The 22,865-nt window shown below is 65.3% G+C and carries 20 protein-coding genes; 5 read left to right on the top strand and 15 right to left on the bottom strand.

Features of this window, described 5'->3' with window-relative positions; translation table 11 throughout:
- Positions 1–21 precede the first annotated feature (21 nt).
- The 5 genes from G4Y73_RS06815 to G4Y73_RS06795 form a co-directional block, all read right to left on the bottom strand.
- Positions 22–705, bottom strand: a complete 684-nt coding sequence (locus tag G4Y73_RS06815; RefSeq protein ID WP_164230732.1) for a rhomboid family intramembrane serine protease — start codon at positions 703–705, stop codon at positions 22–24.
- Positions 705–1,469, bottom strand: coding sequence for a lysophospholipid acyltransferase family protein (locus tag G4Y73_RS06810; protein ID WP_164230730.1), 765 nt, complete (start codon positions 1,467–1,469; stop codon positions 705–707). Before G4Y73_RS06810 ends, G4Y73_RS06815 begins: the two co-directional genes overlap by 1 nt.
- 71 nt (positions 1,470–1,540) lie before the next feature.
- Complete coding sequence (locus tag G4Y73_RS06805) at positions 1,541–2,020, bottom strand: Hsp20 family protein (RefSeq protein WP_164230728.1); 480 nt, start codon at positions 2,018–2,020, stop codon at positions 1,541–1,543.
- Positions 2,021–2,144: 124 nt separating this feature from the next.
- Entirely contained in the window at positions 2,145–3,590 is a 1,446-nt protein-coding gene (locus G4Y73_RS06800) for a DNA polymerase Y family protein (RefSeq protein ID WP_164230725.1), read from the bottom strand.
- The gene (locus G4Y73_RS06795; protein WP_164230723.1) at positions 3,571–4,230 is read right to left on the bottom strand and encodes a DNA lesion error-prone repair protein ImuA; all 660 of its coding nucleotides are present in this window, start codon (positions 4,228–4,230) and stop codon (positions 3,571–3,573) included. The genes G4Y73_RS06800 and G4Y73_RS06795 overlap by 20 nt, the downstream gene beginning before the upstream one ends.
- 79 nt (positions 4,231–4,309) lie before the next feature.
- Between G4Y73_RS06795 and G4Y73_RS06790 the strand changes: the two genes are divergently transcribed.
- Entirely contained in the window at positions 4,310–7,768 is a 3,459-nt protein-coding gene (locus tag G4Y73_RS06790; protein ID WP_164230721.1) for an error-prone DNA polymerase, read from the top strand.
- Here the strand turns inward: G4Y73_RS06790 and G4Y73_RS06785 are convergent.
- From G4Y73_RS06785 to smc, 4 genes are all read right to left on the bottom strand, one after another.
- On the bottom strand, positions 7,765–8,205 hold the full coding sequence (locus G4Y73_RS06785; RefSeq protein WP_164230719.1) for a universal stress protein: 441 nt from the start codon (positions 8,203–8,205) through the stop codon (positions 7,765–7,767). The genes G4Y73_RS06790 and G4Y73_RS06785 overlap by 4 nt on opposite strands.
- A 100-nt stretch (positions 8,206–8,305) precedes the next feature.
- Positions 8,306–10,330: an NAD-dependent DNA ligase LigA gene (gene ligA / locus G4Y73_RS06780; RefSeq protein WP_164230717.1), complete on the bottom strand. Its 2,025-nt coding sequence runs from the start codon at positions 10,328–10,330 to the stop codon at positions 8,306–8,308.
- Complete coding sequence (gene zipA, locus G4Y73_RS06775; RefSeq protein WP_164230715.1) at positions 10,327–11,049, bottom strand: cell division protein ZipA; 723 nt, start codon at positions 11,047–11,049, stop codon at positions 10,327–10,329. The genes ligA and zipA overlap by 4 nt, the downstream gene beginning before the upstream one ends.
- Positions 11,050–11,128: 79 nt before the next feature.
- Entirely contained in the window at positions 11,129–14,614 is a 3,486-nt protein-coding gene (gene smc, locus G4Y73_RS06770; protein WP_164230713.1) for a chromosome segregation protein SMC, read from the bottom strand.
- Between the two features lie 65 nt (positions 14,615–14,679).
- Between smc and queF the strand changes: the two genes are divergently transcribed.
- Positions 14,680–15,069, top strand: a complete 390-nt coding sequence (gene queF / locus G4Y73_RS06765; RefSeq protein WP_164230710.1) for a preQ(1) synthase — start codon at positions 14,680–14,682, stop codon at positions 15,067–15,069.
- A gap of 125 nt (positions 15,070–15,194) precedes the next feature.
- On the opposite strand, the gene G4Y73_RS06760 is transcribed toward queF, so the two are convergent.
- The 3 genes from G4Y73_RS06760 to G4Y73_RS06750 are packed head-to-tail and all read right to left on the bottom strand — an operon-like array spanning position 15,195 to position 16,583.
- Complete coding sequence (locus tag G4Y73_RS06760) at positions 15,195–16,028, bottom strand: peptidylprolyl isomerase (RefSeq protein ID WP_164230708.1); 834 nt, start codon at positions 16,026–16,028, stop codon at positions 15,195–15,197.
- Positions 16,018–16,287, bottom strand: a complete 270-nt coding sequence (locus G4Y73_RS06755) for a BolA family protein (RefSeq protein ID WP_346426831.1) — start codon at positions 16,285–16,287, stop codon at positions 16,018–16,020. The genes G4Y73_RS06760 and G4Y73_RS06755 overlap by 11 nt, the downstream gene beginning before the upstream one ends.
- The gene (locus tag G4Y73_RS06750; RefSeq protein ID WP_164231236.1) at positions 16,284–16,583 is read right to left on the bottom strand and encodes a YciI family protein; all 300 of its coding nucleotides are present in this window, start codon (positions 16,581–16,583) and stop codon (positions 16,284–16,286) included. The genes G4Y73_RS06755 and G4Y73_RS06750 overlap by 4 nt, the downstream gene beginning before the upstream one ends.
- A 117-nt stretch (positions 16,584–16,700) precedes the next feature.
- Between G4Y73_RS06750 and G4Y73_RS06745 the strand changes: the two genes are divergently transcribed.
- Genes G4Y73_RS06745 through G4Y73_RS06735 form a run of 3 tightly spaced genes read left to right on the top strand, consistent with a single transcriptional unit; the run spans position 16,701 to position 19,114 of the window.
- Positions 16,701–17,513, top strand: coding sequence for a ScpA family protein (locus G4Y73_RS06745; RefSeq protein ID WP_205596503.1), 813 nt, complete (start codon positions 16,701–16,703; stop codon positions 17,511–17,513).
- A gap of 16 nt (positions 17,514–17,529) precedes the next feature.
- Positions 17,530–18,327, top strand: coding sequence for an SMC-Scp complex subunit ScpB (gene scpB, locus G4Y73_RS06740; protein WP_164230706.1), 798 nt, complete (start codon positions 17,530–17,532; stop codon positions 18,325–18,327).
- Between the two features lie 19 nt (positions 18,328–18,346).
- Entirely contained in the window at positions 18,347–19,114 is a 768-nt protein-coding gene (locus G4Y73_RS06735; RefSeq protein ID WP_276207548.1) for a pseudouridine synthase, read from the top strand.
- A gap of 23 nt (positions 19,115–19,137) precedes the next feature.
- Here the strand turns inward: G4Y73_RS06735 and G4Y73_RS06730 are convergent, their stop codons facing one another.
- The 3 genes from G4Y73_RS06730 to G4Y73_RS06720 form a co-directional block, all read right to left on the bottom strand.
- Positions 19,138–19,806, bottom strand: coding sequence for an OmpA family protein (locus G4Y73_RS06730; RefSeq protein ID WP_164230703.1), 669 nt, complete (start codon positions 19,804–19,806; stop codon positions 19,138–19,140).
- A 93-nt stretch (positions 19,807–19,899) separates the two neighbouring features.
- Complete coding sequence (locus G4Y73_RS06725; RefSeq protein ID WP_164230701.1) at positions 19,900–21,276, bottom strand: sigma-54 dependent transcriptional regulator; 1,377 nt, start codon at positions 21,274–21,276, stop codon at positions 19,900–19,902.
- Complete coding sequence (locus tag G4Y73_RS06720; protein ID WP_164230699.1) at positions 21,273–22,742, bottom strand: ATP-binding protein; 1,470 nt, start codon at positions 22,740–22,742, stop codon at positions 21,273–21,275. Before G4Y73_RS06720 ends, G4Y73_RS06725 begins: the two co-directional genes overlap by 4 nt.
- Between the last annotated feature and the right edge of the window lie 123 nt (positions 22,743–22,865).

Below are 22,865 nucleotides of genomic sequence, written 5' to 3'. Positions count from 1 at the left end.
TTCACGGGTTCTCCTCTTGCCTCAGGGCCAGCGGTCTCCGAAACGATTGTCATCCAGGTCGTTGGCCTCGTCGGGAAACTCGTCTTCCCAATCGTAGCGCTTCATCGGCGGCAGATCCTGGTGCCGAAAGACGATCGCCAGCACGATTCCGATGATGGCTCCGCAGGCGTGCAGTTCCCAGCTGACACCCGATTCGAGCGGCAGCACGCCCCAGAGCAGAGAACCGTAAAGAAACCAGATCAGCAGCGACACCCCGACCGAACGCAGATCACGCCGCAGAACGCCCGCCACGAACACATAGGCCAGGATACCGTAGACCAGTCCACTGGCGCCGATATGCAGGCTCGATCGAGCGATCAGCCAGGCCAGGGCCGCGCTGCCGACATAGATCATCGGCAACGCCTTCAGCGCTGAATTGGGATAGAGAAACAGCATCGCCACCCCGCCGACAAAGAGCGGAAAGGTGTTCGAGGCGATGTGTGCCAGATTGGCGTGCAGCAGCGGCGTCGTGACCAGTCCGAGAAGCCCTGCGGCTTCACGTGGCCGCAACCCGAAGCGGGCCAGGTCGAGACCGGCGAGCAGGTCGAGCAGAAACACCGCCCAGATCACGGCGACGAACCCGGCGGTCAGGCGCACGGCCAGACCGAAATTGCGTCGGGCCCGCTTCGAGGCGGTGTAGGCCGGATCGGGTCGCTCCAGATGCATCAGGTAGCGGGACCGGTTCGCACCAAAGCCTCGGCAATCTGCGCCTGGGCACTTCGGCGCAGGTCGCCGAGATCTTTCGCATTCATGCCCTGCGTATCGATCGGCTGATGAACCACCAGTCGCACCCGCCCGGGTCGGATGCGCAGGCTGCCGGCCGGCAGGATATCGCGTGATCCGATCACCGTCACCGGCAGCACCGGAAGCTGCTTCTCAATAGCAACGCGGAAAGCGCCTTTCTTGAAGGGCAGCAGCGCGCCACTGCGACTGCGAGTGCCCTCGGCGAAAAACATCAGGCCGGTTCCCGGCTTGAGGTGTCCGACGGCACGGTTGATCGCGTTGCGGGCCTGATCGGGATCCGAGCGATCGATAAAGACATGACCGATGGCCCGACAGCCGGCCGCCACGAAGGGAATACGGCTCAGTTCGGCCTTGGCCACCCAGCGCAGGTCCAGGCCGATCCAGCCATAAACCACCGGAATATCGAACTGACTCTGATGGTTGGCCACGACCACGTAGGACTGGTTCCGGTCGACATGCTCCATGCCCTCGACCTCGACCCGGACCGGCACCAGCCACGACAGGATCCGGCCCCAGGGCACGGCGACATACAGATTGGCCAGGCGCGGCGAAACCAGCAATGCCAGCGGCACCGACAGCAGCGCCCCGACCAGTGTGGTCACCGCCGCCAGCGGCACGTAGACGAGCCACTGGTAAAGCGGATAGAGGTTGAGCCAGGCCGGCTGCGGGGAGCGCGATACGGTCATGCCGTCATGCTACACAAAACGGGGCGCCCGAAGGCGCCCCTGTACGTTGGCTGATGTTGGAAGGAAACGAGTCAGGCCGCCTCGGCGGACTTCTCCTCGCGACCCTCGATCACATGGCTCTCGCCGCTACCGATCTCGATCTTGCGCGGCTTCATCCGTTCGGGCAATTCGCGCTGCAGTTCAATGTGCAGCAGCCCGTTCTCCAGGTCGGCGCCGGCCACCTTGACATGATCGGCGAGCTGGAAACGGCGCTCGAAGCTGCGATTGGCAATGCCCCGATAGAGGAACTCGCGGTCTCCTTCGTCGGCCTCGGAAGGCTCGTTCTTGTTGCCGGAAACCGTCAGTGTGTTCTGCTCGGAGACGATGTCGAGTTCGTCACGGCCGAAACCGGCCACCGCCATGGTGATGCGGTAGCGGTCCTCGCCCAGCGACTCGATGTTGTAGGGCGGATAACCGTTGGTATCGACGCGTTGCGCGTTCGAAAGCATGTCGGCCAGGCGATCAAAGCCAATGGCCGTGCGGTACAGGGGTGAAAGATCGAATGTGTTCATAACCGTATCCTCCTTATGAAGCAATCGGTATTGGGTTGACAACTGCCCGCCTGTATCAGGCCGGGCGTGATGAGACCCCTTGCGGCGATCTCGTCGATATAAATGTGGCTCGCCGCGCCCGCTTTCAAGACGTCGACGCGATGTCGTCGAAGACCCCCTGGATGAACCAGCCGCCCTCGCCGGCGTGCTCGTGGAAAACCCACAGGCGGCGGCCTTGACGGTCGCGGGCGATGAAGTAATCGCGCCGGCATTCCACGCCGTCCCACCAGCCGGCCTCGATCCGTTCCGGCCCCTCTTCCAGGCACAGCTGCTCGCGCCGGCAGGAGCGCGGCTCGGGCAAGAGCCAGGTTGGCCGCGGCCGCTCGTCCTCGCAGCGCACCGGGGTTCCCGGCGCGACCCAGCGCCAGGCTCTTTCGGGACGATGATCGGGCCGCACGGCCAGACCAGCCAGACCGCCCTCACCCACGCGCGCCTGCAATCGATCCAGCAGCGCCGGCCAGGCATCGCCACGGTTGTTGCCGCTCCACAGGTCGGCCTGCGGCGGGCGGTGCTCATCGGTACTCTCGGCATGCAGTTCGACGGCTTCCACCGCCCCCGGCAGCTCGAGTTTCTCGAGCTTGAGGGCGAGCAGTTCCAGCAAGCGAGCCTGATCCATACCCGGACGCGACAAGCCCACCTGAAGCGGCACGCTGCCGCCGCCATCCTCACGCCTGAGTGCAACATGCAGGCGTGTGAGCGCCTGATCGCGAACGTCCAGCCAGTGCGCCATGCGGGCCACGGCGCGGCGCAGCACGAACAACAGGGCCGAACTGTCGCTGCTGGCCGCCGGCAGTTCCAGCCGCAGCCGGAATGTCTCCGGCGGCTGCCAGGCGGCCAGCGGCGTGGGTGATCGCCCTTCCAGGCAGGCCAGGCGCCGGTTCAGCTCCGACCCGAAGCGCCGCGCCCGCTCAGGCTTCGGCAAGCGCAGCAGATCGGCCACGGATTTCAGGCCGCAACCCGCCAGGGCATGTGCCTGTTCCTCATCCAGGGCCAGTGCGTCCAGGGACAGGTCCGCCAGTTTCTCGCGCATGGTGCCCGGGCTGGCGGCATGCAGACCGTGACGGGCAAACAGCCGGGCCGTGGCCGCCACCGGCGCCGAACCGACCCGCACCGGCAGACCCTCGTGTTCAAGCTGTGCGCAGAGGGTTTCGACCAGCGGCCGCAGGCCGCCGTAGAGGCGCCGGCTACCGGCAATTTCCAGTACCACGCTGTCGGGTGGGGCCTGCACCACATGGCTGCTGACCCGCCAGGCACCCAGCGCCAGTTGCTCGATCAAGGCACGCTCGGCTCGCGAATGGCGCGGCCGGCTGGCAAGCGCCGGCGCGATCGCCAGCGCCGTGCTCAGCGGCTGGCCCGGCGCCACCCCGGCGCGCTGCGCCGCCGTGCTGGCCTGCAGAATCACGTGGCGGCCACGCCGATAGCCGTGCACGGCGTACAGCCCGGGCGGTTCCGGATCACACTGCCAGGCCGCCAGCAGGGGCAACTGCGGGCAGTGCAGCCCCAACCACAGTTCACCGGGCCGAGCGGACATGCTCTCGGTAGCGCGATAGTTCGATGACGGATTCAAACACCGGGGACAGTCGCCTCGACTCGACCAGGCCGGCCGGACTGCGCAGGACCTCGACCTCGGGCCCGGGACCCAGGCCCAGGCGCAGGGCCGAAACCGACGCCGGTGGCGACTGCCCGGGGCGATAGATCACGAAAGCCGGTCCCGGGCTCTGCTCGGAAGCCAGTTGCAGGCGACGCACGACCCGCTCCCCCACCCGGCCGGCCGGCGGCCAGACCACCACGCTACCGCACAAGCCGCTTTTCAGGCACTGCTCGGCCGCCCACAACACCTCACGGACCTCGCGCACCACCACCAGGTGCTCGAGCACCACACCCGCCTTGATCAGGGCCTGTGGCCCGGGCACCAGCATCGGCCCGGCCAGCACCACCGGCTGTTCCCGCTGTGTGCAGCGGGCCAGCAGCGGCAGCAGCAGGCCCAGTTCGCCGCAGCCGCTCACGCGCGGCAGAAACTCGGTCAGCCGGCCCAGCGGCCAACCGCCGGGCAGCCCGCGGTCGAGCCAGTCCAGACCGGTGGACACAGCCGGGAAGGACCTGCGTGCCCGTCCCCGCCAGAGATCGGAGCGTTGATCGAGCAGCTTTTCGAGCTGGACCTGAGCCCACATTGAAAGACTCCGTATGGGTGGATCAGGATACTATATAAATTTATAGTTTCTCAAAATCCGCGAATCATCGGAGTCCGTCATGCCCGCCTCGCCCCCACCCGGATACGCCGAACTGCATGCGCTGAGTGCCTTCAGCTTCCGGCGCTCGGCCGCGCAGCCACAAGCCCTGGTCCGGCGTGCCGCCGAGCGCGGCTATGCGGCCCTGGCGATCACCGACGAGTGCTCGATGGCCGGGGTGGTACGCGCCCACGAGGCGGTGCGGGAACACGGGGTTCATCTGATCATCGGCAGCGAGTTCCATCTTGACAGCCTCCACCTGGTGTTGCTGGCGCCCGACCGGGCCGCCTATGCACAGATCTGCCGCCTGATTACCCGCGCCCGGCGACGTGCCGGCAAGGGTGAGTACCGGCTCGAGGTCACAGACCTGGACGAGGGCCTCGAGAACGTGCTGGTGATCTGGAAACCGGCCCGACAAACGGGGAAGAGCTCCCCAAATCCTGTCGTCCCGGCCGAAGAGCCGGGACCTCGCACGTTCGACGGCGGCACGGCATGGATGAGAGATGCCACCAGGTGCGAGATCCCGGATAACCGCTTCGCGATTTCCGGGACGACAGAACGAGCGAACCAGCCAACCAGCGAACCAGCCAACGAAACTCTTGCCGCCTGGCTCAAACAGCGTTTCGGCAATCGCCTGTGGCTGGGCGCGAGCCGCCTGCTCGTCCCCGGCGAGCGTGAATGGTTGCGCGAACTCGAGCGGCTGGGCGAGCGTCACGGCATCCCGCGTCTGGCCTGCGGCGACGTACGCCTGGCAGTGCGTGAGGACAAGCCGCTGCTGGATGTGTTCACGGCCCTGCGCATGGGGCGGCCGGTGGCCGAGTGCGGCCTGGCCCTGGCCGCCAGCGGCGAGCAGCATCTGCGCGGCCGCGAAGTCCTGGCGAAGCTGTATCCGGGCGAATGGCTGAGCGAAACCCTGAGACTGGCTGAACGCTGCGCTTTCTCGCTCGACGAACTGAACTACCGCTATCCGCGCGAGCTGGTGCCGCAGCCGCTCAGCCCCATCCAGCATTTGCGCCAGCTCACCCTGGAAGGCGCCCGGAAACGCTACGGCAAGACCGTTCCGGAGACGGTTCAGGCCCTGCTCTCGCGCGAACTGGCCCTGATCGAGGCCATGGGCGTGGAAGCCTTCTTCCTGACCGTGCATGACCTGGTGGTCTTCGCCCGCTCGCGCGGCATTCTCTGCCAGGGCCGCGGCTCGGCGGCCAACTCGGCGGTGTGCTACTGCCTGGGCGTGACCGAGGTCGATCCGTCGAAACAGCAGCTGCTGTTCGAGCGCTTTTTGTCGAAGGAGCGCAACGAGCCACCGGACATCGACGTCGACTTCGAGCACGAGCGACGCGAAGAAGTGCTGCAGTACGTTTACGAAAAATACGGCCGCGAACGCGCCGCCCTGGCCGCGACGGTAATCTGCTACCGCCCGCGCAGCGCCATGCAGGATGTCGGCCGCGCGCTGGGCTTCGAGCCCGAACGCATCAACCGCCTGACCGCCTCGCTGGCCTGGTGGGACCAACCCGAAGTCTGGCCCGAGCGGCTGCGTGAAAACGGCCTCGATCCGGACGCGGCGCTGACGAAACACTTGCTCGAACTGACCGACCGCCTGATCGGCTTTCCGCGCCATCTCTCCCAGCATGTCGGCGGCATGGTCATATCGGATACACCGCTGTACGAACTGGTGCCGGTGGAAAACGCCGCCATGGCCGATCGCACCATCATCCAGTGGGACAAGGACGACCTCGAAACGCTCGGCCTGCTCAAGGTCGACTGCCTGGCGCTGGGGATGTTGACGGTGATCCGGAAAGCAATGGAGCTGGTGAACAGCAAGCACCAAATTCCAAGCACCAAATTACAAACAAATTCGAATGACCGAAATTCGAATGTTCAAAACCAGCCAACCAGCGAACCAGCCAACCAGCGAACGAAAGAACCACCCGAGGAACCAACGAAGCCGCGCAAGCTGACGCTGGCAGCCATTCCCCGTGAAGACGCCCAAACCTACGACATGCTCTGCCGCGGCGATGCGGTGGGGGTCTTCCAGGTCGAGTCGCGGGCGCAGATGGCGATGCTGCCGCGACTCAAGCCGCGCTGTTTCTACGACCTGGTCATCGAGGTGGCGATCGTGCGGCCCGGTCCGATCCAGGGCGATATGGTCCACCCTTATCTCGAACGTCGGCGGAACCCTGATGCCGTGGCCTACCCCAGCCCGGAACTGAAAACCGTGCTTGAACGCACCCTGGGCGTGCCGATCTTCCAGGAACAGGTGATGCAGATCGCCATGGTCGCGGCCGGCTTCAGCGCCGGCGAAGCCGACCAGCTCCGCCGGGCGATGGCGGCCTGGCGTCGGCGCGGCGGGCTGGAGCCATTTCGCGAACGGCTGCTCGAGGGCATGGGCGAACGCGGCTACTCCGACGAATTCGCCGAACGCATCTACCGGCAGATCTGTGGTTTCGGTGAATACGGCTTTCCCGAATCGCATGCGGCCAGCTTCGCCCTGCTGACCTACGTCTCGTCCTGGCTCAAATGCCACCACCCGGCCGCCTTTGCCTGCGCATTGCTCAACAGCCAGCCGATGGGCTTCTATGCGCCGGCGCAGATCATCAACGACGTGAAACGCCATGGCGTGCGGGTGTTGCCGGTGGATGTGCGCTATAGCGACTGGGATTGCACCCTTACAGGAAAGCACCAAGCACCAAATACCAAATCACAAACAAATTCGAAATTCGAATGTTCGAATGACCAAAACCAGCCAACCAGCAAACCAGCAAACCAGCAAACAACCCAACCGGCGGTCCGGTTGGGTTTTCGCATGATCAAGGGATTTCGCGAAGACGTCGCCGAACGGATCGCGCATGCGCGATCGGAATCTCCCTTCCGCGATGTCGACGAGCTGACCGAGCGGGCCGGGCTGGACCGGGCCGCTTTGCGAAAACTCGCCGATGCCGGCGCGCTCAAGGGGCTGGCCGGGCACCGGCACCGTGCCCGCTGGGCCGCGCTGGGGGCGCGACGCCAGGGGGATCTGCTGGCCGGTACCGAAATCCACGACAAACCGGTGCAACTCACCCTGCCCGATGCCCGCAGCGAGTTGATCGATGACTATGCCAGCCTGGGGCTCAGCCTGGAACGGCATCCGCTGAAACTGCTGCGCCGCCGGCTGGGACGGCAGACCCTTCGGGCCAATGAATTACCGCAACAGGCCGACGGACGCCGCCTGTCGGCGGCCGGCCTGGTCACGCACCGCCAGCGCCCGGGCACGGCCTCGGGTGTGGTCTTCCTGTCGCTGGAGGACGAGACCGGGATCATCAACGTGGTGGTCTGGCCGAAGCTGCTCGAACGCTATCGCCGCGAGGTGCTCGGTGGCCGCATCCTGCGCGTGCACGGCAAGCTGCAGAACGTCGAGGGCGTGTGCCACCTGGTGGCGGAACGTATCGACTGCCTCGATGACTGGCTGGCCGAACTCGACAGTCGCTCGCGGGATTTTTGTTAGGTAATGATCGTGACGGGACTCTTGGCGTGGCGGCTGACCTTGTCGCTGACACTGCCCAGCACCAGAGACTTCATGCGCGACAGGCCGCGGCGACCCATGATGACCATCACGCCGGGATCATCCTCGGTGAAGCGTACGATCTCCTCCGCCGGATCGCCGATCGAGGTGTCTTCGTCGAGTGCCTTGGGAGCGGCATCACCAAGTGCCTCCCGGGTGGCATCGAAGGCACGCTGCGCCGCGGTCTGGGCAGCCTGATCGATATCGTCGCGTGACATGCCGGCCATGCCGATGATCTCGACCGAAGCCGCAGGAAACACATAGAACAGGCGCATCGGTACATCCAGGCGCTCGGCCATGGTAGCGGCGAACCGCACGGCCCGGTTGGCGTTCTCCGAACCGTCGACCGGCACCAGGATTTCCTTGATCGGATCAGTCATCGCTCCATCTCCTCGAATCATGCATCAGCTTGCGGGTTAAAACACCCGATATCACATACTCTAGCAATCTCTCGCTGCCGCTTATTGACCTGAAACAATTTCAGCCCTGGTGGGATTCCAGCAAGCTTTCCAGAGCCGCCTCGTCGAGCAACTCGACGCCGAGCTCGCGGGCCCGATCAAGCTTGGACCCGGGATTGTCGCCGGCAATCACGGCCGTGGTGTTCTTCGACACGCTGCCGGTCACACGCGCACCCAGGGCCTCGAGCCGCTGCTTGGCCTGCGAGCGGGTCAGCGAGGACAAGCTACCGGTTAGCACGTAGGTGCAACCATCAAGCGGCCGTTCTCCCGCTGCCGCCGCGGCTTTTTCCGGCTCGTACTCAACGCCGGCGGCCAGCAGTTTGTCGATGACTTCGCGGTTGTGCGCCTCCTCGAAAAAAGCGTGTACATGGCGCGCCACCACCGGACCGACATCGCGCACGGCCTCGAGATCTTCCACCGAGGCCTGGGCCAGGGCATCGAGCGTGCCGAAATGCCGCGCCAGGGCCTGGGCGGTGACCGCCCCGACCTCGCGGATGCCGAGCGCGAACAGCAACTGGCCGAGCGTGACCCGCTTGCTGTTCTCTAGCGACTGGATCAGGTTGTCGGCCGATTTCTCGCCCATCCGCTCCAGGCCAGCCAGGGTGTCGCGGTCGAGCAGGAACAGGTCGGCCGGGCTGTGCACCAGGTCCTGCTCGACCAGCTGCGCGATGACCTTTTCGCCCAGGCCATCGATGTCCATGGCCGCACGTGAGACAAAATGCTCGAGCGCCCGCCGACGCTGGGCGGGACACACCAGGCCGCCGGTGCAGCGGGCAGCCGCTTCGCCCTCGACCTGCTCCACCGCCGAGCCGCACTCCGGGCAGGTCTCGGGCATGTGCCACTCGGGCAGTTCCTTTTCGCGCCGCTCGGGGATCGAGCGCACGATCTCGGGAATGACATCGCCGGCGCGCCGTACCACGACGTAGTCGCCGGGCCGCACATCCTTGCGACGCACCTCGTCGGCATTGTGCAGCGTGGCGTTGGTGACCGTCACACCGCCGACGAATACCGGCTCGAGCCGTGCCACCGGCGTAAGCGCGCCGGTGCGCCCGACCTGGACCTCGATCGACTTCAGCCGCGTCACCTCTTCCTGGGCCGGAAACTTGTGCGCCAGCGCCCAGCGCGGCGCCCGCGAGACGAAGCCGAGCTCCTGCTGCTGATCAAGATCGTCGACCTTGTAGACCACGCCGTCAATGTCGTAATCGAGCTGGTCCCGGCGTTGGCCGATCCACTCGTAGTATTCGATCAGTCCATCCAGACCCTGCACGGTGCGCGCCTCCGGGCTGACCGGGAAACCGAACTCGCGCAGCAAGGCCAGTATTTCCGAGTGACGCTCGGGCAAATCCTCGGCGTCAGCAGCCTGGTAGCAGAAAAAATGTAGCGGCCGGTTTGCCGTGATGGCCGAATCGAGCTGGCGCAGGCTGCCCGAAGCGGCGTTGCGCGGATTGACGAAGGTCTTGTCGCCGGCATCGGCCAGACGTTGATTGAGTTCGGCGAAGCCCGAACGCGTCATGAAGATCTCGCCGCGCACCTCGAGCACGTCGGGAAGCCGATCGCCACGCAGCCTCAGCGGCACCGCCCTGATCGTGCGCACGTTGGCGGTCACGTCCTCGCCGCGGCGACCGTCGCCGCGGGTTGCCGCCAGCACCAGCTTGCCGGACTCGTAGCGCAGGGCGATGGCGACGCCGTCGAGCTTGGGTTCAGCACTGTAGTCGACCGTTTCGATATCGAGCGTGTCACGCACCCTCCGGTCGAACTCGCGGACTTCATCCGCGCTGAAGGCATTGCCCAGGGAAAGCATGGGAATGCGATGCGCGACCGTCTCGAAGCCTTCGGCGGGTTCGGCACCAACGCGCTGGGTGGGGGAATCGGCCGTGACCAGTTCGGGATGCTCGCGCTCGAGCGCCTCCAGATCTCGCAACAGGCGATCGTATTCCGCATCGGAAATGACCGGATCGTCGAGCACGTAGTAGCGGTAGTTGTGCTCGCGGAGCGAGCCGCGCAGCTGCTCGATGCGCTGCCGGGCCGCCGCTTGCCGATCGCTCATGCAGGCTTGATCATGCCCGAGCGGCGATCGTACTCGCGCATTTCCTCGCGGATCTGGGCAATGCGCTGCCGCGTGAGCAGGCATTTGCCGTCGTCGAGCACATCGGCTTCAAGCAGCTTGCTGATGCGCTCGGCGGTGGCCAGCATGGCGTCCCAGGCGTCCAGGGCGCTGACCGGTGCCGGCAGGGTCAGGAACAGGGTCACGCCAGGCGTATCGAAGACGTTCCAGGCCGCGGGATCAAAGTGCCCCGGTGGCGTGAGATTGGCCATCGAAAAGACCGGCCTGCTCTCGCCCTCGTGGAGGCGGTGGAAGATATTCATATCACCGAAGTTCAGGCCGGCCTTGATCGCCGCATCGAGCAGCTCGGACCCACTGATGCGCTTGTCTCCGCGACGGCAGATGTAGAGATAGACAATCTTGTCGGGCTGTTCATGAATGCCCGCGCCGTCGCCAGCCAGGTGACCGGCATTGTCCTCATCGGTTTCAGCGCCGCCAACATTCGGCCACAGCGCGGCATTTTCAGCGCCGGCGACATCCGCTCCGTGACTGTCGGACCGATCCGGAACGGACTCGTCGACCTCGCCCAGGGTGGGCTCTCGGCGGGCGCCTCGCCAGCGCGCGTGATTGCGCTTCGACTCGCCAGCCGGCCGATGCAGCAGCACGATCAGCGCCAGCACCGCCAGGCCGATCAGAATCAGGATCAGGCGCAGGTTGTCCACGTCGTCAGACCTTGCAGTTTGCGGTTGCACAGAGTGTAACCGAACGGCATGCGTGCACGCCGCCTCCCGAACCGGGTGATCAAGCTTCGGCCAGGGCGACGGCCCGATCGAGATCCACCGATACCAGCCTGGATACGCCGGGTTCACGCATGGTTACGCCGAGCATCTGGTGCGCGACTTCCATGGTGACCTTGTTGTGGGTCACGACCAGGAACTGCACCTGCTCGGACATCTCGCGCACCATGTCGGAGAAGCGACCGACGTTGGCGTCGTCGAGCGGTGCGTCGACCTCATCGAGCAGGCAGAACGGCGCCGGGTTCAGGTTGAAGATCGCGAACACGAAGGCTACCGCGGTGAGCGCCTTCTCCCCGCCAGAAAGCAGGTGAATGCGCGCGATGCGCTTGCCCGGCGGGCGCGCCAGGATAGCCACGCCGGCCGACAGCCAGTCATCGCCGACCATCTCGAGATAGCCGTGACCGCCGCCGAACAGGCGCGGAAACAGGGTTTCCATGTTCTTGTTGACCTGCTCGAAGGTCTCGCGGAAGCGGGTGCGCGTATCGCGGTCGATGCGGTCGATGGCCTTCTCCAGCGTTTCCAGGGCATCGAACAGGTCCTGGTGCTGACGGTCGAGGTATTCCTTGCGCTCGGACTCGGTCTCGAACTCCTCGATGGCGGCCAGGTTGACCGGCTCCAGACGACGAATCTTCTGCTCGAGCGATTCGAGCTCGCGCTGATACTTCTGGGCCTCGGCACCCTCGGGCAGCTCCTCGAGCAATGCATCGAGATCGGCATCCAGTTCGGCGATGCGCCCGGCGATGGTTTCGGCTTTGAGCTGGGTTTCCTTCAGCGCCAGCTGGCCACTGGTCTGATCGGCCCGGACCTGTTCGGCCTCGCCGGCCGCAGCCTGGCGAATCTCGTCCTGCTCGCGCCACTGGGCCTCGAGGGACTCGAGATGCGTCCTCGCCTCGCGCAGGCGCTCCTCGATCTTGAGACGCTGATCGAGCAGCTCGTCGCGCTTCTTCTGCTGCGCCTCGACCGGCTCATCGCCCCGTGCCAGCGCCTCGCTCAACTCCAGGTAGCGTGACTGCAGCTGGCCGACCTGGTTGTCCATGCGTTCGATCGACTGGCGCAGGGATTCCAGCCCGGCCCGGCTGGACTCGACCTTGATCGAGAGTGCTTCTCGCTTTTCCCGTGATTCGGCCAGGCGGGCTCGCGCCTGCTGGCGCGCCTCGTCGAGTTCCCGCCGTTTGGCCTGCAACGGTTCGCGACCCGACTCGGTTTCCTGCATGCGCTCGAGCGCCGCTTCCATGCGCCCGCGGGCCTCGCTGACCGACTGCTTGTCTTCGGCCTGACGGGCCTTGAGTGTCTCGACTTCCTCGCGCGCTGCCCGGCGCTGCTTGTCGAGACTGTCCAGGCGGGCATCGATGCTGCTGAGCTGCCCCTGCAGCCGCGCATGCTCACGCTGACCGGCCTCCAGTTCGGCACGGGCTCCGGCAAGTTCCGATTCAAGCACCTCATGCGCCTTGCGTGACTCGGCCAGTTCCTGTTCGATCGACTCGATGCGCCCGGCATCGGTCTTGACGGATTCGCCAAGTTCGCGGATCTCCTGCTCGCGCTGCAGCAGGCCGGCCTCATCGCTGGCCTGGCGCGGCTGTCGCAGCCAGCCCCGGCCCATCCAGATGCCGTCGGGCGTGATCACCGATTCGTGCTCGGAAAGTTCGCCCAGCCTGCGGCGGGCATCTTCGAGGTCACTCGCGCAGTACACCCGCGACAGGATGGCCGCTGCCGCCCCGGCGCCGGAGACCTGTTCGGCCAGCGTGCCGGGACGCTGCCCGGATTCCGTGGACTCGATCAGGCACAAGCCCGCCGCCGGCAGCTCAGCGCCAAGATGATCGCCGATCCGGTCGACGCGCACCGCCTTGAGCCAGTTGTCGAGCACCGTCTCGACCGCGCGATTCCACTGCCGGTCGGCCACTTCCAGCGCGCCGAGCAAGCGCGCCTCGGGATCGAGTTCGCGCTGCCTCAGCCAGTCTTCCAGGGCGCCCTCGTGGTCGTCGCCGCGATTGAGCAGGCGCAGTGACTCGAGCCGGGCCTGGCGCTCGTGTCGTTCGGCGCGCGCCGTTTCGAGATCATTGCGCAGATTTTCGATGTTCGATCGCAGCTCATCGAGGCGCTCGCGCCGCGCCGCAATCGCTTCGCGCTGCTCGGCGAGTTTCGATTCGCTGCCCTCGACTTGCTCACCCAGCTTGTGCTTTTCACCGGTGAGGCGCTCGAAGGCGGCATCGCCGCTGTCTTCATCGAGCGCCTTGAGCCGCTCAGCCGCCTGGCTCATGCGCTCGTCGAGGTGCTCGATGCGTTGGCGCAGCAGTTCGGCCTCGCTCGAGGCATTGCCGGCGGCTTCCTGATGCTGCTGCCAGCGCTGCTGCCAGTCTTCCAGTCCCTGGTCGATGCGCTCGACTTCCTGCTGCGCCTGCCGTTCGGCCTCGCGTGCCGATTCCAGTTCCGGCCCCAGTCGGGCCAGCAATTGGGAGGTTTCCTCGACCTGCGCCTTGTCGAGCACCAGGTGCTGTTTGAGTTCGTTGAGCTGGCCCTCGGTTTCGGCGTACTCCGACTGCTGGCGCTTGCGAATCTGGCGCTGATGCTCGATGTCCTGCTCGATGCGGGCGATCTCGCTACCCACCTCGTAGAGCTCGCCCTGCACCTTCGAGACCGCATCACGCGCCTCGTGCTGGCCCTGGCGCAGGTCCTCGAGTTCCTTTTCGGCGCCGCGCTGGCGCGCCAGCGCTTCCTGCAGCCGATTTTCGACCTCGCGCAAGGCCTTCTCCTCGCCTTGCGCACGCGCATTGAGCTCGCGCCAGCGCAGCGCCATCAGGCGCGCCTCGTCACCACGGTAACGGGCCTTGAGCTTCTTGTAGCGCTCGGCCGCGTTGGCCTGGCGCTTGAGCTTGTCGAGGTGCTTGTCGACTTCCTCGCGCAGGTCACCGAGGCGCTCGAGATTCTCGCGTGTATGGCGAATGCGGTTCTCGGTTTCGCGCCGGCGCTCCTTGTAGCGCGAAATGCCGGCCGCCTCTTCGAGAAAGCCGCGCAGGTCCTCGGGCCGGGCCTCGACGATCTGCGAGATCATGCCCTGCTCGATGATGGCGTAGCTGCGCGGGCCCAGGCCGGTCCCCAGAAACAGGTTGGTGATGTCCTTGCGCCGACACTTGGTGCCATTGAGCCAGTAGATCGACTGGCCGTCGCGCGTCACCTGGCGCTTTACCGAGATTTCGTTGAAGTCGGCATACTCCCCGCCGGCGCGGCCATCGGTATTGTCGAAGAACAGCTCGACGGTGGCGGTCGCCACCGGCTTGCGGGCGCTCGAGCCGGAAAAGATCACGTCGCTCATCGACTCGCCGCGCAGCTGGCGGGCCGAGCTCTCGCCCATCACCCAGCGAACGGCATCGATGATGTTGGACTTGCCGCAGCCGTTGGGCCCGACGATGCCCATCAGGTTGGAGGGAAACTTGATCGAGGTCGGCTCAACAAAGGACTTGAAGCCGGACAGTTTCATTGCGGTGAGTCGCATCAGGACAGAGTATCGTTTCGAGTTGTTGTAATGTACGCGCAATCGACGCCAGGAAGCCGACCGAAATGGCCATTGAACCCAGCAAGAATCTGGAAACCTTTTCCAACCCGCAGCCGGCGCGGGATTATACCATTCGTATTCGCATTCCCGAGTTCACCTGCCTGTGTCCCAAGACCGGCCAGCCGGACTTTGCCGAGCTCTTGATCGAGTACGTTCCGGACACCAGCTGCGTCGAACTCAAGGCGCTCAAGGGCTACATCTGGAGCTTTCGCGACGAGGGTGCCTTTCACGAGGATGTCACCAACCGCATTCTCGCCGACCTGGTTGACGCCGTCCAGCCGCGCTTCATGCGCCTGAGCGCAGAATTCAATGTCCGCGGCGGCATCTACACCACGGTCGTGGCCGAGCACCGCGCCGAAGGCTGGGTGGCGCCGCAGGGAGTGAATCTACCCTGACGGTCTTGGGGAACCGCAGATTACGCAGATTCGCGCAGATTTCCAACAGAAAAATGGTCTTTTCCAAATCTGCGTCAATCTGCGAAATCTGCGGTTTCAATAAACTCCGTGACTAAACACGCAGACTACTCCTCCGGCTCCGGGTCGGCCTCCTCGAGCGGCAGCATGGGTGTAATTTCGGCCTGATCGTAGAGCGATTCGATCAGCCGCTGACGCTGGTCCTGTAGCAGCGATCGGGCAATACCTTCGCGCACTTCGTCCAGGCCCGGCGCCTCCAGGGGCCGGGTCTCGAGCACCCGGACCAGGTGCCAGCCCTGACCGGATTCCAACAGCATCGGCACGACCCCGTCTACGTCGGTGTCTGCCATTGCGTGGGCGAACTCGCCGGGCACCTGGCTGCGATCGATCCAGCCGGGTTCGTCCACCGCCAGGCCACGCTGTTCGGCTTGGCGCTGCAAGCGTGCAAAGTCGGTCTCGCCCGCCGCCAACTGCGACAGCGCGGCGCGTCCCCGGGCCGGATCGGCATAGCGAATGGCGGCAATGCGGTACTGGGTATCGCCCGAACGCTCCAGCTGGGCTTCGTAGACCGCCTCGATGTCCTCTTCGGTCACCGGTTCGGCCTGTTGCGCCCGGTTGATGTAGTGTCGATAGAAGGTCTGCAATCGGGCCAGGCGTAAATCGGCGCGCACCTCGGGATCGGTTTCCAGACCCTCGGCCTCGGCGGCATTGGCCACCGCCTGCATCCGTACCAGTTCATCGAGCAGTGCGCGCATGCGCTCATGCTCATCCTCACTGACGCCGCGAGCTTCCATCACCCGTTCGAGCATGGGCAGGGTTACCGGCTCGCCATCGACCTTGACCAGTACGACTTCGTCGCGCGTCTCTCGCCCACTTTCCGGCTGCTGCTCACAGGCAACCAGCAGGAACAAAGGAATGAACATCAGCAGTTTATATCTCATTACTGGAAAGAGCCTCAATATTGAGCGCGTGAATATCGGTCGTCATCAGGTCACCCACAGCGGCATAGACACGTCGATGCCGGGCCAGGCGCGGCAGCCCGGCGAAAACGTCGCTGACGATGCGCACGCGGAAATGCCCGCGCCCGTCCTTTGCCCCCGGATGACCGCGGTGCAGGTGCGACTCGTCGACGATCTCGAGCTCGTCCGGTGCCAGCGCCGCTTCCAGGCGCTCGCGAATCATGGCGGGCCGATCGCTCACGGCAGCACCTGTTTGAAGGGCTTCACTTCGGTTTCGGTCCAGGCGCCGCACTGCAGGTACGGATCGCCATCGGCCCAGTCGCGCGCCGAGATCAGGCTGTCGAACTCGGCCACGATCAGCGAGCCGCTGAAGCCAGCCGGGCCCGGATCTTCGGCATCGATGGCCGGCAGCGGCCCGGCCAGCACCAGTCGACCGTCGTCGGCCAGAGCGCGGATGCGCGCCAGATGTGCGTCGCGGGCGCCGCTGCGCCGCTGAAGGCTTTGCTCGGCGTCGCGGCCGAGAATCATGTAGAGCATCGCAGCACTCATCCATCGCGTGGAAAACGGCATTGTATCGGCCCCCGCCCTGCCATGCCGAAACCCGGCCGCCATCCGACTCCTATCGCGTCGTCCAAACCGCTACACTTGCACCCCATGAGCGACGCCCCCGATAACCGGGCCCACCAGGAGGAAATGCCTTTTGCCATCGTGCAGGGCTCGCCCCTGCTGCAGCTGCCCGACGATCTCTACATTCCACCCGACGCGCTGGAAGTGTTTCTGGAGGCTTTCGAGGGACCGCTCGACCTGCTGCTGTACCTGATCCGACGGCAGAATCTCGACATTCTCGACATCCCCATCGCAGAGGTGACGCGTCAGTACACCGGCTACATCGAATTGATGACCGAACTGCGCCTCGAACTCGCCGCCGAATACCTGGTGATGGCCGCCATCCTGGCCGAAATCAAGTCGCGCATGTTGCTGCCACGTCCCCACGTCGAGGAGGACGAGGAAGCAGACCCGCGCGCTGAGCTGATACGGCGACTGCAGGAATACGAACGCTTCAAGCAGGCGGCCGAGGATCTCGACGGCCTGCCCAGGCTGGAACGCGATGTGGCGGTGGCCGCGGCCGAGGTCGAGGATCATGGCCAGGTGCGCGTTCCACCCGAAGTCGACCTGCGCGAAGTGCTGCTGGCGCTGAAGGACGTGATGGCCCGCGCCGAAATGTTCGCCCAGCACCACATCCAGGCCGAACCGCTTTCGGTACGCGAACGCATGTCCCGTATCATCAGCCTGGTCTCCAGCGACCAGTACGTGGAGTTCGACCGCTGTTTCGACCTCGAGGAAGGCCGCATGGGGGCCGTCGTGACCTTCCTGGCCATGCTCGAATTGCTGCGCGAGCACCTCATCGACCTGGTCCAGCAGGAATTGTTCGGCAACATCTACGTCCGTGCCCCGTCCCAGGCCTGAGCGCGAAGATAACGCAATGGAAATCAACACTCTCAAACGTATCGTCGAAGGCGCCTTGCTGGCCGCCGGCAATCCGCTGAGCCTCAACCAGCTCAACGGCCTGTTCCCGGCCGAGGAACAGCCCGGCCACGGCAAGCTACGCGAAGCACTCGCCGCGCTCGACGCCGAACTGGAAGAACGTGCCGTGGAACTGAAGGAAGTCGGGAGCGGTTACCGGCTGCAGATCCGCAGCGACCTGATGCCCGTCATTTCCCAGCTATGGGCGGAAAAGCCGCCCCGCTACTCGCGCGCACTGCTCGAGACCCTGGCCATCATCGCCTACCGCCAGCCGATTACGCGCGGTGAGATCGAGCAAATCCGCGGCGTCTCGGTCAGTTCCAACATCCTGCGCACCATGCAGGAGCGCGATTGGATCAAGGTGGTCGGCCATCGCGATGTGCCCGGTCGTCCGGAACTGCTGGGCACGACCCGCACCTTTCTCGATTACTTCGATCTCAAGTCGCTGGACGAATTGCCGACCCTGGCCGAGATCAAGGACATCGACACGCTCGAACCTGAACTGGAACTGCAGGCCCCGGATTCCGGACCGGTCTCGTCCAGCGCGGAGGATGACGATCATGAACAAGCCGACGAGAAAGAAGAAGACCACGCGCAGACCGGCGAGGAAGCCCGCGAAAGTGACGGCAGCGAGCCGGACCGGACCGACGCAGCGCAAGGCAGCGAAGGCATCGCCGGGGAAGGCTCGTCCGAAGGGCAGTCGGAAGAAGACGCCGAAGCGGCGCCCGAAACCGACAACGAGCGCTCAGCCGGCTGAAACCAGCGCCAGCGAGCGACTGCAGAAAGTGCTGGCCCGGGCCGGGCTCGGCTCACGGCGCAAACTCGAAGCGCGCATCGAAGCCGGCGAGATCCGCGTTGACGGCACGGTGGCCGAACTGGGCACGACCGTCGGCGAAGGCAGCCTGGTCGAACTCGATGGCCGGCGCTGGCGCATCGCGACGCAGCCGACCGATCACCGCACCCTGATCTACCACAAGCCCGAGGGCGAGATCACCACCCGCAGCGACCCCGAAGGTCGGCGGACCGTCTTCGACCGGCTCCCAAAGCTCGACAGCGGTCGCTGGATCGCGGTCGGCCGGCTCGATATCAACACGGCCGGCTTGCTGATCCTGACCACCGACGGCGAACTGGCTCACCGCATGATGCATCCGAGCGGCCAGGTCGATCGCGAATACCTGTGCCGGATCCGCGGCTCGGTCGACGACGCGCAGATCCGGCGCCTGCTGGAAGGCGTCGAACTCGACGACGGGCCGGCGCGTTTCAGCGACGTCGTGGCCGGCGAAGTGACCGGTGGCCACAGCTGGTACACGGTGGCCCTGATGGAGGGCCGTCAGCGCGAGGTGCGGCGCCTGTGGGAGGCCGTGGGCGCGCAAGTGGCGCGCCTCAAACGGGTCCGCTTCGGGCCGGTATTCCTGCCGGCACGGGTTCGCCAGCGGCAGTTCGAAGAACTGCCGGCGGCCGACCATCGCGTCCTGCGCGAAGACGTCGGGTTGCCTGCACGGGCCGTGGAACTGGTCCTCGAGCCGGCGACCGGCGGCGACTGAGCGCGCCGCCAGGCCGGCAATCACTATTCAGTAAGCGGCATCAGGGTCAACTCCACCCGCCGGTTGGCCGCCCGCCCCGCATCGGTGTCATTGGATGCGACCGGGTGATCGGGCCCGTAGCCGTAAGTGGCCATCCGCACCGGATCGATATCCTGGGACTGGAGGTAGCGACCCACTGCCTCGGCCCGACGCCGTGAAAGCTCCATGTTGTAACTGCGCGATCCGGTCGAATCGGTATGGCCATCGATGACCAGCACTGTGCTTTCATACTCGTCGAGCACCAGGGCGACTGAATTGAGCACCTCGTAGAAATCCGACTTCAGACTGGCGCTGTCGAAATCGAAGGTGACGTTGCCGGGCATGTTGAGAATGATCTCGTCGCCGCGGCGTGTCACGCTCACACCGGTACCGCGCAACTGCTCTCGCAATTCAGCTTCCTGGCGGTCCATGTAGTTGCCGATGGCCGCCCCGCTGATTGCGCCCACACCGGCGCCGATAGCCGCTCTCTTGAGTCGGTCACCGCCGGAAATCGCACCCAGGACCGCGCCGACACCGGCACCGATGGCAGCCCCCTGCGAGGTGCGGGTGCCGCGCTCTTCTCCGGTATACGGATCAGTGGTCGTGGCGCACGCGGCCAGAACCAATACCGCGATGATGATCGACAATTTCGAGAATCGATTTGTCCACTGCATGAGGGTCTCTCCTTTGAGGTTTCCTGCATGGGCCCCTTGTACTCGGATTCCATACTCCCACCCATAGTTCAACCGCGGCTTAACCACGCCCGCTCAAGCATTATCAAGCCAGCGATACAGGGTCCGACGCCCGACCCCGAGCAACGCCGCGGCACGGCGCTTGTTACCGTCGACTCGATCGAGCACGTAGCGCACATAACGCGCGCGAAGCTCGTCCAGGCTTGGCAGCATCTCACCTTCCTGAAGCAGCGACTCCAGCGGATCGGCCGTATCGGCACTGTCTGTGTCATGCCGCGGTTGACGCACGCGCTCGGGCAAGTGGTCCGGTCCCACCACCTCGTCCTCGCAGAAGGTCACCGCGCGCTCCATGGCGTTGCTCAGCTCGCGCACATTACCCGGCCAGGGATAGGCCCGGATCAGGCTCAGGGCCTCGTGACTGATCGATCGGGCCGGCCGCTGGCGGGCAACAGCATGGCGCGCGACGAACTGCATCGCCAGCATTTCCAGGTCCTCGCCCCGATCACGCAGGGGCGGGATCTCGAGCTGGAAGGCTTCCAGCCGGTAGTAGAGATCCTCGCGAAATTCGCCGGAACGCACTTCCTCGGACAGATCCTTGTTGGTGGCGGCGACCAGGCGGACATCGACCTGATGCTCGCGATCGGCCCCCACCGGGCGGATGCGACCGTCCTGCAGCGCGCGCAGCAGCTTGGCCTGCAGCGAAAGCGGCATCTCGCCGATTTCGTCGAGAAACAGGGTGCCGCCGTCAGCCTCGCGGAACAGGCCGCCGCGCGCCCGGTCGGCGCCGGAGAACGCGCCCTCGGCATGTCCGAAGAACTCCGACTCCATCAGATCGGCCGGGATGCCGGCACAATTGACGGCCAGGAACGGTGCTTCGCTGCGCCCGCTCTCGGCGTGAATCGCACGCGCGACCAGGTCCTTGCCGGTTCCCGATTCACCCGTTACCAGGACGGCACCATCTGCCTTCGCCACCTGTCGCACCCGATCGTAGAGAATGCGCATCACGCGGCTCGATCCCTGCATGCCGTGAAACGAGGGGCTGTCGAGCAGCTCGCGGAAGCGGCGAACTTCCTCGTGCAGGCGGCGATTGTCGACCAGGCGCCGGACGCTGAGGACGAAGTGATCCATATCCAGCGGCTTGGTCAGGAAATTCTCGGCGCCGGCCTGCAGCGCGGCTACCGCCCGCTCCACGGTGCCGTAGGCGCTGATCATCAGTACCGCCGGCGGCGCATGCCTCTTGCGCAATGCCGCCAGCAGGCCCAGCCCGTCCATGCCCGGCAGCTGCAGATCGCTGACGACCAGATCGGGCTCGAATTCGTCGACGATCGCCAGGGCCTGTTCCGCGCTGTCTTGCGCATCGACCGCCCAGCCCTCGGCCTCGAGTTCCTCGACCAGCAACTCGGCCAGGGTGTGGTCATCTTCCACGACGAGGATGCGCGCAGATCGGCTCATGTCACCTGCCTCGGAATTTCCAGCTCGAAACGACTGCCGCCCAGCTCATCGCTGCTCAGCACGTCGATGCGGGCAGCATGCTCCTCGGCCACGCCACGCACGATGGCCAGGCCCAGGCCCGTGCCCTGTCGCCCCTTCCCGGCCGTGTGGAAAGGCTCGAAGATCTGTTCGCGCTGTCCGACCGGAATGCCGGGACCGTCATCCTCAAAACTGATCGTGACCGAGCGGCTGGAATCTCGAACGCTGACCCGGACCCGGTGTTCCGCCGCTTGAACGGCATTGCGTGCCAGATTCAGCAGGGCATGCTCCAGGCGCGGCGACCAGCCCTCGACCAGCCAGCCGCCCTCTTCCGAAGGCCCTTCGAGTGTGATGCCGCGACTTTCGCATTCCGGGCGGAGCCCGGCAAGAACGCGCTGCAGCAAGCGCCCCAGGTCAACCGCTTCGGGCTCGCTGCGGTCGCTGCGTGCAAACTCCATCAACTGATTGATGAGCTCGCGCGTGCGATGGACCTGGCGCCGAATGCGGTCGAGGCGACGCTGTGCATCCGGCGAGAGCGACGCTTCCCGCTGCAGCCGGCGCGTATCGCCGTCGATGACGGTCAGCGGCGCGCCCAGCTCGTGCGCAACGCCGGAGGAAAACTGGCCCAGACGAGCCAGCCCTTCCTGGGCCAGCATCCGCCGCTCCATGCTCCGCCGCTCACGCCGCTGCTCGGCCAGCTCGCGGGCCATGCGGTCGAGACCATCGAGCATGCGATTGAGCGCGGCCGCCACCCCGGAAAACTCGACCGGACCGCCGGGATTGGCCCGGTGCTCGCGCTCGCCGGCCTCGATCCGCGCCATGTCCTCGACCAGGCGGTCGACATGACGCCCCACCGCCAGGCGATGACCGATGAGCACGATAACCAGCATCACGATCATCACGCCACCCCAGGCCAGCCAGCTCTGCGTCTTGATTTCGTCGAGGCGCCGGGCGATCTCGCTTTCAAGCCGCACCACCTGCAACAACCCGGCGATGCGCCCGGCGGGATCGTTGAGCGGCACGAAATAGGAAAAAACATCTTCCCCGGCCAACTCGGCGTAGCGGCCCATCTCTTCACCGATCTGGACCAGCTCGGCGGCTTCGACCTGCTCGCGAGGTCCGGGCCGGGCCTCGCCGGCCACGGCAATGCGTCGGCCACCGGCATCGTAGACGTACGCGCCGTATACGCGGCCGATCTCGAAGACCGCGTCGAGGGTCTGTTCGACACTTTTCAGGTCACCCGCCTGTAACGCCTGCTCCACGGGTACTCGCAGGGCGCGCGCCACCAGTTCGATTTCCTTTTCCAGGCGGCGTTCGACCAGGGTCTCGACCGCCTCATAGGTTGCCCAGACCACCAGCGTGCCGAACAAGGCCAGCGGCAACACAAGCAGCAGCACGAGCTGCAGGCGCAAACTTCGGAGCGGTGTCAGTACTGTCACATGCGCCATTATGACACATCAAAAAGGCGATGCGCGTAGGCGGCCCACTCCAACCCGTTGTTTTCTGGTGCCTGAAACGGCTGGCATGCGAGTTGCAATTATGAAACCGCAAGCAAAACACACAACCAAGTT

Source organism: Wenzhouxiangella sp. XN201, assembly GCF_011008905.1.
GTDB lineage: Bacteria > Pseudomonadota > Gammaproteobacteria > Xanthomonadales > Wenzhouxiangellaceae > Wenzhouxiangella.
This window is presented reverse-complemented; position numbering and strand designations above follow the sequence as displayed.